Here is a 15,472-nt window from a genome sequence, read left to right on the forward strand (position 1 = left end):
TCCCCCCCCCAAACACAACCCCCCCCCCTGCTAACCACGGTGTCCGCGGGGTTCCGCGGTTCTCCGGGAGGGAGGAGGCTCAGGCCTCCTCTGCCACCGGCCCCCGCAGCTTCTGCCGCGCGAAGCCGACGGCGGCGAGCAGCAACGTCAGGCCGCCCGTCCAGTACAGCTGCACCCGCGTGCCCTCCTCGCGGGCCATCAGGACGAAGATCGCCGCCATACCGGCGAGCGCCACCCAGGTCAGCACCGGGAAGGCCCACATCCGCACGACCAGCTTCTCCGGCGCCTCGCGCTCGGTGCGGCGGCGCAGCACCAGCTGGGAGGCGGCGATGAAGAACCAGACGACCAGGATGATCGCGCCGATCGTGTTGAGCAGCCAGACGAAGATGTCGTCCGGACGCCAGTAGCTGAGCAGCACGCAGGCGAAGCCGAAGACGGAGGAGACGAGCACCGCCGGGCGGGGGACGCCGCCGAAGGTGCGGCCGAGCGCCTTCGGGCCCTGGCCGCGCGAGACGAGCGAACCGGCCATGCGGGAGGCGCCGTAGATGTTGGCGTTCATCGCCGACAGCAGGGCGACGAGCACGACGACGTTCATGATCTGGCCGGCCGCCGGGATGCCCAGGTGGTCCAGGGTCGCGACGTACGGGCCCTTCTCGACGACGGCCTTGTCGCCCCACGGCACGAGGGTGACGATGACCGCCATCGAGCCGATGTAGAAGAGCGCGATCCGCCACATCGCCGTACGGACCGCCTTGGCGACGCCCTGCACCGGGTGCTCCGACTCGGCCGCCGCGATGGTGACCGTCTCCAGACCGCCGTACGCGAAGACGGAGGCGAGCAGACCCACGATCAGGCCCTCGGAGCCGTGCGGGAAGAAGCCGCCGTCACCGGTGAGGTTCGTGGTGCCGGGGGCGTCCGTGCCGGGCAGGACGCCGACGATCGCGAGGACGCCGATGCCGAGGAAGAGGACGATCGCGCCGACCTTGAGGGCCGCGAACCAGAACTCGAACTCGCCGAAGTTCTTCACCGCCGCGAGGTTGGTGACGCAGAAGACCAGCATGAAGAGCGCGACCCAGGCCCACTCGGGGCTGTCCGGGAACCAGCCGGTCATGATCTTCGCGGCGCCGATGCCCTCGAGGCCGACGGCGACGCAGAGCAGGAACCAGAAGGCCCAGCCGGCGGTGAAGCCGGCCCAGGGGCCGAGGGCCCGCTCGGCGTGCACGGAGAACGAGCCGGAGGCCGGGTTCGCCGCGGACATCTCGCCGAGCATGCGCATCACCAGCATCACGAGGACGCCGGAGATCGCGTAGGCGATCACGATCGAGGGCCCGGCGGCGGCGATGCCGGCGCCGGAGCCGACGAAGAGCCCGGCGCCGATGACGCCACCGAGGGCGATCATCGAGAGATGGCGCTGCTTGAGGCCGTGGGTGAGGCCCTCGGCAGGTGCGGTCGCGCCGTCCTTGCGGTCGGCCGGCGCGGGCGCGGTGGTCCGAGACATGGGCGAGCCCTGTTCACTAGCTGAGACGGGGGAGGGAGCCAACAGTCTGTGGGCCACCACCGCTCACAGGGAACGGATGTCCGCTATACGGGCACGACCTTCACACAAGGTGAAGATCTAACCCCGCTTCGTGCGCAGCTCCCGGGCCCCGGCCACCAGCAGCACCGCCCCGGTCGCCGCGCCCGACCACAGCACCTGCGGCCGGGCCGCGTCGTCCGTCAGCATGAGGACCAGCACCGCGCCCATCGCGGCGAGCGCCACCCAGGTGAGCCACGGGAAGCCCCACATCCGCAGCGTCAGGGTCTCCGGCGCCTCCCGCTCGATCCGGCGCCGCAGCCGCAGCTGCGAGACCGCGATCAGCGCCCAGACGAAGAGCAGCACCGCGCCGACGGCGTTGAGCATGTAGAGGAAGACGGAATCCGGCCACTTCAGATTGAGGAGGACGGAGACGAACCCGAAGGCCACCGAGGCGAGCACCGCCCGCCGCGGCACCCCTCCGCGGGAGACCCGGAGGAGCCCCTTCGGCGCCTCGCCGCGCTCGGCCAGCGAGAACACCATCCGCGAGGAGCCGTACAGGTTCGCGTTGAGCGCCGAGAGCAGTGCCACGAACACCACCACGTTCATGATCTGGCCCGCCGCCGGCACCCCGATCGAGTCCAGGACGGCGACGTACGGCGACTCGCCCGGCTCCATCGAGGTCCAGGGCAGCAGCGTCACGATGACCAGCATCGAGCCCACGTAGAAGAGGAGGATCCGCCAGACCGCGCTGCGCACCGCCCGGGCCACGTTCCGCGCCGGGTCGTCGGACTCGGCCGCCGCGATCGTGACGACCTCCAGGCCGCCGAAGGCGAAGACGACGGCGAGCACCCCGGAGATCACTCCCGACCAGCCGTTCGGCAGGAAACCGCCCTGCCCGGTCAGGTTCGCGAGCCCCACCGGGTCCGTGTCGGGCAGCCAGCCCACGATCGCCAGCGTGCCGAGCACCAGGAAGAGGACGATCGCGCCGACCTTGAGTGCCGCGAACCAGAACTCGAACTCGCCGAAGTTCTTCACCGCCGCGAGGTTGGCGAGGGTGAACACGATCATGAAGATCAGCACCCAGCCCCACTGCGGCACATCCGGCACCCAGCCGTGCGCGATCCGGGCCGCGCCCGTCGCCTCCACGGCGAGGACGACGACGAGCAGGAACCAGTACAGCCAGCCCACCGAGAAACCGGCCCACCGGCCGAGGGCCCGCTCGGCATGCACGGAGAACGCCCCGGACGCCGGCATCGCCGCCGACATCTCACCCAGCATCCGCATCACCAGCATGGCGAGGGCGCCCGCGATCAGGTACGAGACCACGATGCCCGGCCCGGCGACGGCGATGCCCGCGCCGGAGCCGACGAAGAGCCCGGCGCCGATCACGCCGCCGAGCCCCAGCATCGTCAGGTGACGCTGCTTCAGACCGTGGGAGAGGGGCTCCGGTTCGGAGGCGAGTGAGTCGTGCATGCGGGGGCTCGTGCTCTCTGGCGGTTTATGGAGACCCCACAGTCTCTCCAGTGAACAACCTCTGGCGCAAAAGGGACCTCCGTGCACGCGTTCCTAGTGACAAGCGTCACGTGGCGAGATGCGGGATCGGCGGGGTTTGTTCGATCTCCACGAAGCACTCGACCATCGCTTTGTCGGCGGCTGACGGTGATCGAGCGTTCACTCCTGGCATACCGTCAAGGCGTCCCACCCACCCTCACCCCCGCGGAGTACCGATGAGCACCGCCGCCGCCCCCGTCCGTTCCCTCCGTGCGGGCACCGTCCTCGCCGACCTGCTGCCCACGAGCGGGAGCGTGAGCGCGAGCCGCGTCCGCGACATCGCGCTGGTCGTCGGCGGCGCCGTCCTCACCGGCCTCGCCGCGCAGCTCTCCGTCCCGGTCCCCGGCTCGCCGGTCCCGGTCTCCGGCCAGACCTTCGCCGCCCTGCTCGTCGGCACGGCCCTCGGCGCCCGCCGCGGCTTCCTCGCCCTGGCCCTGTACGCGGTGGCCGGCATGGCGGGCGTGCCGTGGTTCGCGCAGGCCTCCTCGGGCTACGGCATGCCGTCCTTCGGCTACGTCCTCGGCATGCTGCTCGCCTCGACCGTCGTCGGTGCCCTCGCCCGCCGCGGCGCGGACCGCTCGGTGCTCCGCACGGCCGGCGCGATGGTCCTGGGCTCCGCGGTCGTCTACGCGGTCGGCGTGCCCTACCTGGCGCTCGCCACCGGCATGACCCTCGGCCAGGCCGTCGCGGCGGGTCTCACCCCGTTCCTCATCGGCGACGCCCTCAAGGCCGCCCTCGCCATGGGCGTCCTGCCGACCGCGTGGAAGCTGCTCGACCGCAAGGGCTGAGCCTCACGCGCACACGGAGAGGGCCCGCCGTTCCCCGAGGAACGGCGGGCCCTCTCGTATCGGAGGCCTCTGGCGTCAGAGCGTCAGACCAGCTCGGAGTCCCGCTTCGAGGACTTCGCGAACCGCTCCTTGACCAGCGCGATCACGATCACGAGCGCGGCCACGAGCAGCGAGAGGACGACCTGCTCACGGGCGCTGCCGCCGTCGTAGATCATGTAGCCGAGGACGAAGACGATCATGGCGATCGTCGCCCAGGTCAGGTAGGGGAAGAGCCACATCCTCACGACGAGCTTCTCCGGGGTCTCGCGCAGGATGATGCCGCGCATCCGCAGCTGGGTCACACAGATGACCAGCCAGACGAAGAGCGCCACCGCGCCGGAGGAGTTCAGCAGGAACGCGAAGACGGTGTCCGGCCACTTGTAGTTGAAGAAGACCGCGACGAAGCCGAAGACGACCGAGCCGAGGATCGCCGCCACCGGCACGCCCCGCTTGTTGACCTTGGCGAAGGCCTTGGGCGCGTCACCGCGCCGGCCGAGCGAGAAGGCCATGCGGGAGGCCGTGTAGAGGCCCGAGTTCAGGCAGGAGAGCACGGCCGTGAGGACGATCACGTTCATGATCTGACCGGCGTGCGCGATGCCGATGGAGTCGAGGGCGGCGACGTACGAGCCCTTCTCGACGATCGACTTGTCGTTCCAGGGCAGCAGGGTCAGGACGACGAAGATCGAGCCCAGGTAGAAGACGCCGATGCGCCAGATGACGCTGTTGGTCGCCTTGGTGACGGCCTTCTGCGGGTCCTCGGACTCGCCGGCGGCCAGGGTGACGATCTCGCTGCCCATGAAGGAGAAGACGACCATCAGCACACCGGTGAGGATCGCGCCCGCACCCATCGGGAAGAAGCCCCCGCTGTCGGTGAGATGCGCGAATCCGGCGCCGGGGTTGTCCGAGCCGGGCAGCACGCCGAAGACGGCGAGCATGCCGATGACGACGAACGCGCCGATCGCGACGACCTTGATGCCGGCGAACCAGAACTCGAACTCGCCGTACGAGGCGACGGAGCCGAGGTTGGTGGCGGTGAGCACCACCATCACGATGAGGGCCCAGCCCCACTGCGGTACGGCGGGGATCCAGCTCTCCAGGATCTTGGCGCCCGCGGTCGCCTCGACGGCGAGCACGACGACCCAGAAGAACCAGTAGAGCCAGCCGATGCTGAAGCCGGCCCAGCGGCCGAGCGCGCGGTCGGCGTAGGCGGAGAAGGAGCCGGAGGACGGCCGGGCGGCGGCCATCTCGCCGAGCATCCGCATCACGAAGACGACCATGGCGCCGACGAGAGCGTACGAGAGCAGGATCGCGGGACCGGCGGCGGCGATGCCGGAGCCGGAGCCGACGAAGAGACCGGCACCGATGACGCCACCGATGGCGATCATCGACAGGTGACGGTTCTTGAGACCGGCCTTGAGGCCGTCCGAGGAGTGCGGTGCCCCGGGGGTACCGGTCTCCTCGCCGTCCTTGGTCAGGGTCGGTTGCGTGTTCATGAACGCTTCCTTGCGTGTGGGGGGCGCTCGGATCGCGAGCCCGAGCATTGAACACCGGGAACCGGTGTGATCGGAAGACCTCATTCCGGATCGTTGCGCGGACCACTTTGCGAGAGTCGAAGGTCCGTACCAGGCCGGATGAAGGTCCCGACCCCGCTGCCGCCTACCCGGCCCCCGACATGCCACACTCGGTTTCATGCGCGTCTACATCGGTTCCGATCACGCCGGCTACGAACTCAAGAACCACCTCGTCGAGTGGCTCACGGCACACGGCCACGAGCCCGTCGACTGCGGTCCCCACATCTACGACGCCCTGGACGACTACCCGCCGTTCTGCCTGCGTGCCGCCGAGAAGACGGCCGCGGACCCGGACAGCCTGGGCATCGTCATCGGCGGCTCGGGCAACGGTGAGCAGATCGCCGCGAACAAGGTGAAGGGGGTGCGCGCCGCCCTCGCCTGGAGCGAGCAGACCGCCGCCCTCGGCCGCGAGCACAACAACGCCAACGTGATCTCCGTCGGTGGCCGGATGCACACCCGGGAAGAGGCGACCAAGTTCGTCGAGATCTTCCTCAGCACCCCGTACTCCGGTGACGAGCGTCACACCCGCCGGATCGACATGCTCACCGCGTACGAGAACACCGGCGAGCTCCCCCCGATCCCGGCCCACCACCCGCAGGAGCCGACCGCCTGATGCCCGAAGGGCACACGATCCACCGACTGGCCGCCGACCACCGGGAACGGTTCGGCGGCCGGTCCGCGCGGGTGACCAGCCCGCAGGGCAAGTTCACGGACTCCGCCGCGCTGCTCGACGGCACCGTGCTCGACACCACCGAGGCCCACGGCAAGCACCTCTTCCTCGGCTTCGCCGGCATGGGCTGGGTCCACATCCACCTGGGCCTCTTCGGCAAGGTGAACTTCGGCGACGCACCGGCCCCGCCGCCCACCGACACCGTCCGGCTGCGCCTCGCGAACCCCGAGTCGTACGTCGACCTCCGCGGCCCCACCACGTGCGCGCTGATCACGGACGCCGAGAAGCAGGCGATACACGACCGCCTCGGCCCCGACCCGCTCCGCGACGGCGACGACCCCGACCGGGCCTGGCGCCGCGTCTCGAAGTCCCGCACCACGATCGCGGCCCTGCTCATGGACCAGAAGGTCATCGCCGGCGTCGGCAACGTCTACCGCGCCGAGGTCCTCTTCCGGCACGGCATCGACCCCTACCGCGCGGGCAGGGACCTGACGCGCCGGGAATGGGACGCGATCTGGACGGACCTGGTGGCGCTGATGCGCGAGGGCGTCCGCCTCAACCGCATCGACACGGTCCGCCCCGAACACACCCCCGAGGCGATGGGCCGCCCGCCGCGCGTCGACGACCACGGCGGCGAGGTCTACGTGTACCGCCGCGCCCACATGCCGTGCCACCTCTGCACCACGGAGATCCGCACCGCGGACCTGGCAGCCCGAAACCTCTTCTGGTGCCCGGGCTGCCAGCAGCGCTAGGGGGTTGTCCGGCCCGGTCGCCACGGCCCCCCGGCGGGCGCACCCCGCTAGAACCCGTGCGGCAGCCACGGCGCGACCGGTGACCCGAACGCCACCGAGGCCTCGACCAGGGCCCCGTCCCGCAGCTCCCGCACCCGCCCGGCCCCCGCGAGCGACGTCAGCGAGATCCCGCCCAGATAGGCCGCTCCCAACTCCCGGACGGACAAAGCGAGATCGGCCGCGTCGTCCGTACGGACGCACACCGCGCCCTTCTGGTCACCCGTCAGCCGCCAACGCCCCGCGTTCCACGGACAGAACGCGTCCTCGACCTCGAACACCACGTCCACCGGCGCCTGGTACGTCCGCGCCTCCAGCGCCGCCCCGAGCTCCACCAGCCGCAGATGCAGCGCGTCCCGCACCTGCGGCGCACAGCGCCGGATGTCGCTCACCAGGTGCTGCCAGCCGTCGTCCACCGGCCGGCCGAGGATCCGCACCTCCGAGGTCAGGTCCACCGAGCAGAGGAACCGCCACAGCGCCCCCTCCGCCGCCGGGTCGAGCCCGAACAGCCGGTGCACGGTCACCACCCCCGCCGACCCCGCGAACGACCAGTCGGGCTTGATCGCGTAGTGGGCGTACCCCACGACCTCCCCGCCCCGTTCGGCGAGCACGCAGAGCCGCGGCGACGCCCCCTCCCGGTCGCCCGGCGGGTCGAGCAGCGCGAGGCGCTCCCAGCCGGGCATCGAGGCGAGCATGCCCGGCCGTGCGGGTACGAGGCGTGCGTACACGGCCTCGCACGCCGCCGAGGACTCGATGAGATCGGCCTGCCTCAGCCGCACCTCGTCCGTGCCCTCCGGCACCGTGAGCCGCACCCGTGTGGTGTCGATCGTCGCCCGCGCCGTGTACGCGGTCACGCCGTACCCGAACCGCCCGTAGATCTCCGGCTCCGAGGCCGTGAGCACCGCGATCGACTCGCCGGCGGCCCGCAGGTCGTCCAGCTGCCGCCGCATCATCGACGTCAGGATCCCGCGCCGCCGGTGCGTGCCGGCCACGCTCACCATCGTCACGCCGCCGGCCGGGACCGACGCCCCGCCCGGCACCGTGAGCCGGAACGTGAACGCCCCCGCCGTACCGACGCACAGGTCGCCGTCCCAAACCCCCAGGGACCGGTCGAACTCGGTCAGGTCGCGCCACAGCTGCCGCTCCTCCGGCGCCTCGGGCACACCCCCGAAGGCGAGTTCGAGGACTCCGTACCAGCGGTCCCACTCGGTCGGGTCGAGAACCCGCAGTTCAGTAGTCATATGCCATCGATATCAGCGGCGCCCGCCCGGGGCGACCCGATTTCGCGCACATTGTCACAGGGGTACCCCTGCGCGATGTCGGACGGGATGGATAGGGTCCAGGCCAATGGGACACCGCGCCGGAGTGAAGACGTACGCGGTCCGGATGCGCCGACGCGCCCGCCGGGCCCGCATCGCGCTGCGCAGATCCGGCGTCGACTACTTCCGCGGCGACGGCTCCGACTGGCTCGCCTTCGCCGGACTCCTGCTGATGATTCCGGCCATCGCCTTCGGAACGATCGTCGACCCGGTCTGGTGCGCACCCGCCGCCCTCGTGCTGCCGATCGTGGCCGGCGGACTGCTGCTGCGCCCCGCGAGCCTGCTCGGTCTGTACGCGGCCGCCGCCGGCGCCCTCATCGTCGAGTCCATCGTCCTCGGCCCCTATACCCAAGGTCCCGCACGCGTGACCCCCGGCACCGTCCTGGTCGTGGCCGCCTGCGGGCTCTTCGGACTGCTCATCGCCCAGTTCCGGGCCCGGGTCGGGGTGCCCTGGCGGCGCGGCGGCACCATGCTCTTCGACCTGCGCGAGCGCATCCGCGTCCAGAGCGCCCTGCCGCGGCTCCCGCAGGGCTGGCACCGCGAGATGGCCCTGCGCCCGGCCGGCGGCCAGTCGTTCTCCGGCGACTTCGTCGTGGCCGCCCGCACCCACGGCGGCCGGACCCTGGAGGTCGTCCTCACCGACGTCTCCGGCAAGGGCATGGACGCGGCCTCCCGCTCCCTGCTGCTCTCCGGCGCCTTCGGCGGACTCCTCGGCTCGCTCCCGCCGCACGGCTTCCTGACCGCGGCCAACGGCTATCTGCTCCGGCAGAACTGGGACGAGGGCTTCGCCACCTCCATCCACCTCGTCCTCGACCTGGAGTCCGGCGACTACGAGCTCTTCTCCGCCGGCCACCTGCCCGCCCTCCAACTGCACGCGGGCAGCGGGCGCTGGGAGGAGAAGGCCGCCGACGGGCCGCTGCTCGGCGTCTACGACGGCGCCGAGTTCCACCCGGTCAAGGGCTCCCTGCGCCCGGGCGACGTCCTCATGCTCTTCACCGACGGCCTCGTCGAGGCCGCCGACCGGGACATCGCCGAGGGCATCGACCGGCTCACCGGCGAGGCCGACCGCTGCGTCGTGGAAGGCTTCGACGGCGTCGCCTGGGACCTGATCGAGGCCGTCGCCAAGGACGTCAACGACGACCGGGCCCTGCTGCTGATCTCCCGCCGCGCCTGACCCGCGTCCGCCGCGGCGACGTGATCTTGTCCACGACGATTCGTCACCAGGCAGCGGGGGCAGGGGGGTTGGTGGCACGATGGAGGCAGCGGGGGGTGTTCCGGGACACGGGCTCCCTGGTGGGCAAGGCGGGACCGACCGAGGGTGTGATCAGTTGTGGCCATTTCACTGTCTGTGGTGTTGCTGTTGGCAATCATCCTGGTGGTGCTGATCCGCGGGGGGAACCTCAAGGGCGGCCCGGCCGTGGTCGCCGTCCTCTTCGGCTTCTTCCTCGCCTCCACCGGCATGGCCGACGACATCCAGCGCTTCCTGGACTCGATAACGCAGACGGTCGCCTCGATCAAGTTCTGAGGCGGACCCGGGGAGACCCCCGGGGCGGCTCTCAGGTCGCGGCGGTCGCCGCGGGCTTCGCCGCCGCGCGCTTCGTCCCCCGGCCGCCACCGGAGGCCGACGCGGGCCCCGCCGTCGCCTTGCGCGACGCCCGCTTCGCCGGTGTGGCCTTCTTCGCCGCCGCGGTCTTCTTCGTCGCTCTCGCCGCCGCGGTCTCCGAGGCCGCGGCTCCCTCCGCCGTCGTCTTCGCAGCCGTCCCGGCCGTCGTCGTCCTCGCCGCAGTCGTCTTCGATGCCGTGGTCTTCGATTCCGCGGTCTTCGCCGGCTCGGCCGGCTTCGAGGCCGCGCTCCTCCGGCCACGGCCCGTCGGCCACGTGAACTCGATCTCCAGCTCGATCTCCCCGTCCGACACCTCGAACTCCAGCTCGCAGCGGAGTTCCTCGGGGATGCGCATGCTCAGGGTCGTTCCCGCCCCCAGCTCCAGTTCGGCCTCCCCGCCCCGGCGCAGGGCGTCGGCGAGGGCGGTCAACCGATCCGCCGCCTCGGCGCGGGACAGCGAGCGCTTCTGCTCGAACTTCAGGTCCTTCATGGACGGCCTCCGGTGCGGAGAAGGACGGAGCGTGATCTGAGCCCAGTCTGCGGCCGTCCGCCCGACCCGGCATCTCGCACGGTCCGCGCACACCTCGTGAAACGCCTCGGGGCCGGTCAGGAGAAGACGACTCCTGACCGGCCCCGGGCACATGGAGCGGGTGACGGGAATCGAACCCGCGTAGCTAGTTTGGAAGACTAGTGCTCTACCATTGAGCTACACCCGCACAGCATCGCGCCGCAGGTCACGAGGACCGCGGCACGAAGAGCATGGTAGCGGTTCCGGGGCCCTTCGTGCACACCCCCGAAAACAGGGGGCGCCGGACAGTCCCCGTCCATGTACCCTACGTGTCGCACCGACGGGGTGTGGCGCAGCTTGGTAGCGCGTCCGCTTTGGGAGCGGAAGGCCGTGGGTTCAAATCCCGCCACCCCGACCATGACGATCACGCGCACAGCTCGCGCGCTCTTGATCACGTTGTGGGCGTCATCCCGCTTGCGGTTACTATGCAAGCTGCGTGCCCGTGTGTCTTTCTGACCGGGCCGACCCGCCGGAACCGCCACACGCGGCGCCGGTGGATTCCAGGAATCAGCCACAAGGAGACCTAACCGTGAAGAGCGCCGTGGAGACCCTGAACCCGACCCGGGTTCGGCTCACTGTCGAGGTGCCCTTCGAGGAGCTCAAGGACAGCCTCGACGCGGCGTACAAGAAGATCAACCAGCAGGTCACGGTCAAGGGCTTCCGTAAGGGCAAGATCCCGGCTCGCGTGATCGACCAGCGGTTCGGCCGCGGCGCCGTGCTGGAAGAGGCCGTCAACGACGCGCTCCCGAAGTTCTACACCGAGGCCGTCAACGAGGCCGAGGTCAACCCGCTCGGCCAGCCCGAGGTCGACATCACCGAGCTGAAGGACGGCGAGCTGCTGGCCTTCACCGCCGAGGTCGACATCCGCCCGACGCTCGAGATCCCGGACTACTCCGGCATCGAGGTCACCGTCGACGCGGTCGAGGTCACCGACGAGGACGTCGAGAAGTCCGTGGAGCAGCTCCGCGAGCGCTTCGCCTCGACCTCCGCGGTCGAGCGTGCCGCCCAGGACGGCGACGTCGTCACGATCGACCTCGAGGCCAAGGTCGAGGGCGAGGTCCTGCCCGACGGTGTCGCGAGCGACGTCTCGTACACCATCGGTTCGGGCGAGCTGCTCGAAGGCATCGACGAGGCCGTCAAGGGCCTGGAGGCCGGTGGCGAGGCCACCTTCACCTCGCAGCTGAAGGGCGGCTCCGCCGAGGGCAAGGACGCGGAGGTCACCGTCAAGGTCACCGCCGTCTCCGCCCGTGAGCTCCCCGAGCTGGACGACGAGTTCGCGCAGATGGCGTCGGAGTTCGACACCCTCGACGAGCTCAAGGCCGACAGCCGCAAGCGCCTCGAGAACATGAAGCAGTTCGACCAGGCCACCCAGGCCCAGGAGCGCGTCCTCGACGAGCTCCTCAAGCTGGTCGAGGTCCCGATGCCCGAGAAGCTTCTCGAGGACGAGATCAACACCCGCAAGCACAACCTGGAGCACCACCAGCTCGGCCAGATGGGCCTCGACCTCGCGAAGTACCTGGAGATCCAGGGCAAGACCGAGGAAGAGTTCCTGGCCGAGACCAAGGAGCAGGCCGAGAAGGGCATCAAGACGCAGTTCATCCTCGATGAGCTCGTCAACAAGGAGAAGCTCGACGTCTCCCGCGAGGAGCTCACCGAGCACCTGTTCCGCCGTGCCGCCTCCTCCGGCATGAGCCCGGACCAGTTCGCCCAGGCCGTGGCCGAGGGTGGCCAGGTTCCGATGCTCGTCGGCGAGGTCGCCCGCGGCAAGGCCCTCGCGGTCGTCGTCGAGGCCGCCAAGGTCCTCGACACCAACGGTGAGGTCGTCGACCTCTCCGACGACGAGGACGAGGTCGAGGCCGCCGCCGAGGCCGTCGAGGCCGTCACCGGCGAGGCCGAGGTCTCCGAGGACAAGTAAGGGGCCCTCCGCCCCGCGCGGACCCCGCTCCACGGGCCCGTACGCACTCCAGTGCGTACGGGCCCGTGGACGTACGAGGACCCGGCCATGCGCCCCCAACTACCTTGCGCTCCCAGCGAACAGTTCGGGAACCGGGATGGCGTTGTCCTACCTGCGCGTTAGGGTCCATGAAGAGAGGGCAGTGCCCTCGGTACGAGACGCTGAGACGGCCCTGGCCGTCGGAGACGAGCAGGTGGATACGTGACGAATCTGAAGCCTTACGCCGCGGGTGAGCCGTCCATCGGTGGCGGCCTCGGCGACCATGTCTACAACCGGCTGCTCGGCGAGCGGATCATCTTCCTCGGCCAGCAGGTCGACGACGAGATCGCCAACAAGATCACCGCTCAGATGCTCCTCCTGGCCGCCGAGCCGGAGAAGGACATCTTCCTGTACATCAACAGCCCCGGCGGCTCGGTGACGGCCGGCATGGCGGTCTACGACACCATGCAGTTCATCCCGAACGACGTGGTCACCATCGGTATGGGCATGGCGGCCTCCATGGGCCAGTTCCTGCTCACCGCCGGCGCCGTCGGCAAGCGCTTCGCGCTGCCGAACACCGACATCCTGATGCACCAGGGCTCCGCCGGCATCGGCGGCACCGCATCCGACATCAAGATCCAGGCCGAGTACCTCCTGCGCACCAAGAAGCGCATGGCCGAGATCACCGCGCACCACTCCGGCCAGACCGTCGAGGCGATCATCCGTGACGGCGACCGTGACCGCTGGTTCACCGCGGACGAGGCCAAGCAGTACGGCCTCATCGACGACATCATCACGCACGCCGCAGGTGTTCCGGGCGGCGGCGGCACGGGCGCCTGAGCCCGTCCGCCCGCCCCAGAGCCCCAGCCCACCGAACGCCACCAGGACGGTGAACACCCAGATGCAGAACAACCTCTCCGCGAGCGGCCTCTACACCGGCGCGCCGATGGACAACCGCTACGTCGTGCCGCGCTTCGTCGAGCGCACCTCGCAGGGCATCCGCGAGTACGACCCGTACGCCAAGCTCTTCGAAGAGCGCGTGATCTTCCTCGGCGTGCAGATCGACGACGCCTCGGCCAACGACGTCATGGCGCAGCTCCTGTGCCTGGAGTCGATGGACCCGGACCGCGACATCTCCATCTACATCAACAGCCCCGGTGGCTCCTTCACCGCGCTGACGGCGATCTACGACACGATGCAGTTCGTGAAGCCGGACATCCAGACGGTCTGCATGGGCCAGGCGGCCTCCGCCGCTGCCGTGCTGCTCGCCGCCGGCACCCCCGGCAAGCGGATGGCCCTGCCGAACGCCCGCGTACTGATCCACCAGCCGTCCGGCGGCACCGGCCGTGAGCAGCTCTCCGACCTGGAGATCGCGGCCAAGGAGATCCTGCGCATGCGCAGCCAGCTCGAGGAGATGCTGGCCAAGCACTCCTCGACGCCGATCGAGAAGATCCGCGACGACATCGAGCGTGACAAGATCCTCACGGCCGAGGACGCCCTCGCGTACGGCCTGGTGGACCAGATCGTCTCGACCCGTAAGAGCACGGCCGCCGCGGCACACTGACGCCCGACCTTCCCGTGGCACGGTACGCGTGGCCGAATCGCGACCATGTGAACCGTGCCAAGGGGGGCCCGAACGGGGGGCCCGGCAAGGTACCGTCGAATATGAGGCACCAGGAGTCGCTGAACCAGGCGCTCCCAGGCGAAGGGGAAGCACCTCGTGGCACGCATCGGTGATGGCGGCGACCTGCTCAAGTGCTCGTTCTGCGGAAAGAGCCAGAAGCAGGTGAAGAAGCTCATCGCGGGACCCGGTGTGTACATCTGCGACGAGTGCATCGACCTCTGCAACGAGATCATCGAGGAAGAACTCGCGGAGACGAGCGAGGTGCGCTGGGAAGAACTTCCCAAGCCCCGCGAGATCTACGAGTTCCTCGAGGGGTACGTCGTCGGGCAGGAGCCCGCGAAGAAGGCCCTCTCGGTCGCGGTGTACAACCACTACAAGCGCGTCCAGGCCGGCGAGAACGGCGGCGGGGCGGGGCGGGACGACGCCATCGAGCTGGCGAAGTCCAACATCCTGCTGCTGGGCCCCACGGGCTCCGGCAAGACGCTCCTGGCCCAGACGCTGGCGCGCATGCTCAACGTCCCGTTCGCCATCGCCGACGCGACGGCGCTGACGGAGGCCGGCTATGTCGGCGAGGACGTCGAGAACATCCTGCTCAAGCTGATCCAGGCGGCCGACTACGACGTCAAGAAGGCCGAGACCGGGATCATCTACATCGACGAGATCGACAAGGTCGCCCGTAAGAGCGAAAACCCGTCGATCACCCGCGATGTCTCCGGCGAGGGCGTGCAGCAGGCCCTCCTCAAGATCCTTGAGGGCACGACGGCCTCGGTCCCGCCGCAGGGCGGCCGGAAGCACCCGCACCAGGAGTTCATCCAGATCGACACGACGAACGTGCTCTTCATCGTGGGCGGCGCCTTCGCCGGCCTGGAGAAGATCATCGAGTCGCGTGCGGGCGCCAAGGGCATCGGCTTCGGGGCGACCATCCGCTCCAAGCGCGAGATCGAGGCGAGCGACCAGTTCCAGGAGGTCATGCCGGAGGACCTGGTGAAGTTCGGGATGATCCCCGAGTTCATCGGCCGCCTCCCCGTCCTGACCTCCGTCCACAACCTGGACCGCGAGGCGCTCCTCCAGATCCTGGTGGAGCCGCGGAACGCACTGGTGAAGCAGTACCAGCGCCTCTTCGAACTCGACGGTGTGGAGCTGGACTTCGACCGCCCGGCCCTGGAGGCCATCGCCGACCAGGCGATCCTCCGCGGCACCGGCGCGCGTGGCCTGCGGGCCATCATGGAGGAGGTCCTCCAGTCGGTGATGTACGAGGTCCCGTCCCGCAAGGACGTGGCCCGGGTCGTCATCACGGCGGACGTCGTCCGCAACAACGTGAACCCGACGCTGGTCCCGCGGATCGTGAAGAACGACGGCAGGCACGAGAAGTCGGCCTGAGCCGTACGGACATGGAAGGGGGGGGCCGGAGAACGGGGGGGGTGCCCCTCTCCGTTTTTTGGTACCCGGGACAAGAGCGTCGGCAGATCCCCTTTTGGGGGTTTGCGGGGGGGTGTTGTTGT

General features: G+C 69.8%; 14 protein-coding genes and 2 tRNA genes. 10 read left to right on the top strand and 6 right to left on the bottom strand.

The window, feature by feature from the left end; all coding sequences use genetic code 11:
* Positions 1-79: 79 nt before the first annotated feature.
* Both ACZ4XX_RS14840 and ACZ4XX_RS14845 read right to left on the bottom strand, forming a co-directional pair.
* A complete protein-coding gene (locus tag ACZ4XX_RS14840; RefSeq protein WP_468508333.1) occupies positions 80-1,498 on the bottom strand; it encodes an amino acid permease in 1,419 nt (472 codons plus the stop codon).
* Positions 1,499-1,615: 117 nt separating this feature from the next.
* Positions 1,616-2,989 carry an amino acid permease gene (locus tag ACZ4XX_RS14845; RefSeq protein ID WP_468508334.1) on the bottom strand — a complete coding sequence of 458 codons (1,374 nt, stop codon included), beginning with the start codon at positions 2,987-2,989 and terminating at the stop codon, positions 1,616-1,618.
* Between the two features lie 254 nt (positions 2,990-3,243).
* Here ACZ4XX_RS14845 and ACZ4XX_RS14850 point away from each other — a divergent pair, with 254 nt between their 5' ends.
* Positions 3,244-3,855, top strand: coding sequence for a biotin transporter BioY (locus ACZ4XX_RS14850; protein WP_468508335.1), 612 nt, complete (start codon positions 3,244-3,246; stop codon positions 3,853-3,855).
* An 83-nt stretch (positions 3,856-3,938) separates the two neighbouring features.
* On the opposite strand, the gene ACZ4XX_RS14855 is transcribed toward ACZ4XX_RS14850, so the two are convergent.
* Positions 3,939-5,387: an amino acid permease gene (locus ACZ4XX_RS14855; protein WP_468508336.1), complete on the bottom strand. Its 1,449-nt coding sequence runs from the start codon at positions 5,385-5,387 to the stop codon at positions 3,939-3,941.
* Positions 5,388-5,583: 196 nt separating this feature from the next.
* On the opposite strand from ACZ4XX_RS14855, the gene ACZ4XX_RS14860 reads away from it, so the two are divergent.
* Both ACZ4XX_RS14860 and ACZ4XX_RS14865 read left to right on the top strand, forming a co-directional pair.
* Positions 5,584-6,078: a ribose-5-phosphate isomerase gene (locus tag ACZ4XX_RS14860; protein WP_395360608.1), complete on the top strand. Its 495-nt coding sequence runs from the start codon at positions 5,584-5,586 to the stop codon at positions 6,076-6,078.
* Complete coding sequence (locus ACZ4XX_RS14865) at positions 6,078-6,887, top strand: Fpg/Nei family DNA glycosylase (RefSeq protein ID WP_468508337.1); 810 nt, start codon at positions 6,078-6,080, stop codon at positions 6,885-6,887. Before ACZ4XX_RS14860 ends, ACZ4XX_RS14865 begins: the two co-directional genes overlap by 1 nt.
* A gap of 47 nt (positions 6,888-6,934) precedes the next feature.
* On the opposite strand, the gene ACZ4XX_RS14870 is transcribed toward ACZ4XX_RS14865, so the two are convergent.
* Complete coding sequence (locus tag ACZ4XX_RS14870; protein ID WP_468508338.1) at positions 6,935-8,164, bottom strand: GNAT family N-acetyltransferase; 1,230 nt, start codon at positions 8,162-8,164, stop codon at positions 6,935-6,937.
* Between the two features lie 106 nt (positions 8,165-8,270).
* Here ACZ4XX_RS14870 and ACZ4XX_RS14875 point away from each other — a divergent pair, with 106 nt between their 5' ends.
* Together ACZ4XX_RS14875 and ACZ4XX_RS14880 are read left to right on the top strand one after the other, a co-directional pair.
* Positions 8,271-9,416, top strand: coding sequence for a PP2C family protein-serine/threonine phosphatase (locus ACZ4XX_RS14875; RefSeq protein ID WP_468508339.1), 1,146 nt, complete (start codon positions 8,271-8,273; stop codon positions 9,414-9,416).
* Positions 9,417-9,572: 156 nt separating this feature from the next.
* Positions 9,573-9,767: a hypothetical protein gene (locus ACZ4XX_RS14880; protein ID WP_015033610.1), complete on the top strand. Its 195-nt coding sequence runs from the start codon at positions 9,573-9,575 to the stop codon at positions 9,765-9,767.
* A 31-nt stretch (positions 9,768-9,798) separates the two neighbouring features.
* On the opposite strand, the gene ACZ4XX_RS14885 is transcribed toward ACZ4XX_RS14880, so the two are convergent.
* Together ACZ4XX_RS14885 and ACZ4XX_RS14890 are read right to left on the bottom strand one after the other, a co-directional pair.
* Positions 9,799-10,335, bottom strand: coding sequence for an amphi-Trp domain-containing protein (locus tag ACZ4XX_RS14885; protein WP_468508340.1), 537 nt, complete (start codon positions 10,333-10,335; stop codon positions 9,799-9,801).
* 152 nt (positions 10,336-10,487) lie between these two features.
* Positions 10,488-10,561 (bottom strand) — tRNA-Gly (locus ACZ4XX_RS14890).
* 133 nt (positions 10,562-10,694) lie between these two features.
* Between ACZ4XX_RS14890 and ACZ4XX_RS14895 the strand changes: the two genes are divergently transcribed.
* From ACZ4XX_RS14895 to clpX, 5 genes are all read left to right on the top strand, one after another.
* A tRNA-Pro gene (locus tag ACZ4XX_RS14895) sits at positions 10,695-10,771 on the top strand.
* A 171-nt stretch (positions 10,772-10,942) separates the two neighbouring features.
* A complete protein-coding gene (tig, locus tag ACZ4XX_RS14900; protein ID WP_468508341.1) occupies positions 10,943-12,328 on the top strand; it encodes a trigger factor in 1,386 nt (461 codons plus the stop codon).
* Positions 12,329-12,568: 240 nt separating this feature from the next.
* Positions 12,569-13,186 carry an ATP-dependent Clp protease proteolytic subunit gene (locus tag ACZ4XX_RS14905; RefSeq protein ID WP_468508342.1) on the top strand — a complete coding sequence of 206 codons (618 nt, stop codon included), beginning with the start codon at positions 12,569-12,571 and terminating at the stop codon, positions 13,184-13,186.
* 61 nt (positions 13,187-13,247) lie between these two features.
* On the top strand, positions 13,248-13,910 hold the full coding sequence (locus tag ACZ4XX_RS14910) for an ATP-dependent Clp protease proteolytic subunit (RefSeq protein ID WP_468508343.1): 663 nt from the start codon (positions 13,248-13,250) through the stop codon (positions 13,908-13,910).
* Between the two features lie 156 nt (positions 13,911-14,066).
* On the top strand, positions 14,067-15,350 hold the full coding sequence (gene clpX / locus ACZ4XX_RS14915; protein ID WP_024755522.1) for an ATP-dependent Clp protease ATP-binding subunit ClpX: 1,284 nt from the start codon (positions 14,067-14,069) through the stop codon (positions 15,348-15,350).
* Positions 15,351-15,472 lie beyond the last annotated feature (122 nt).

The organism is Streptomyces sp. NPDC029956 (assembly GCF_055574655.1).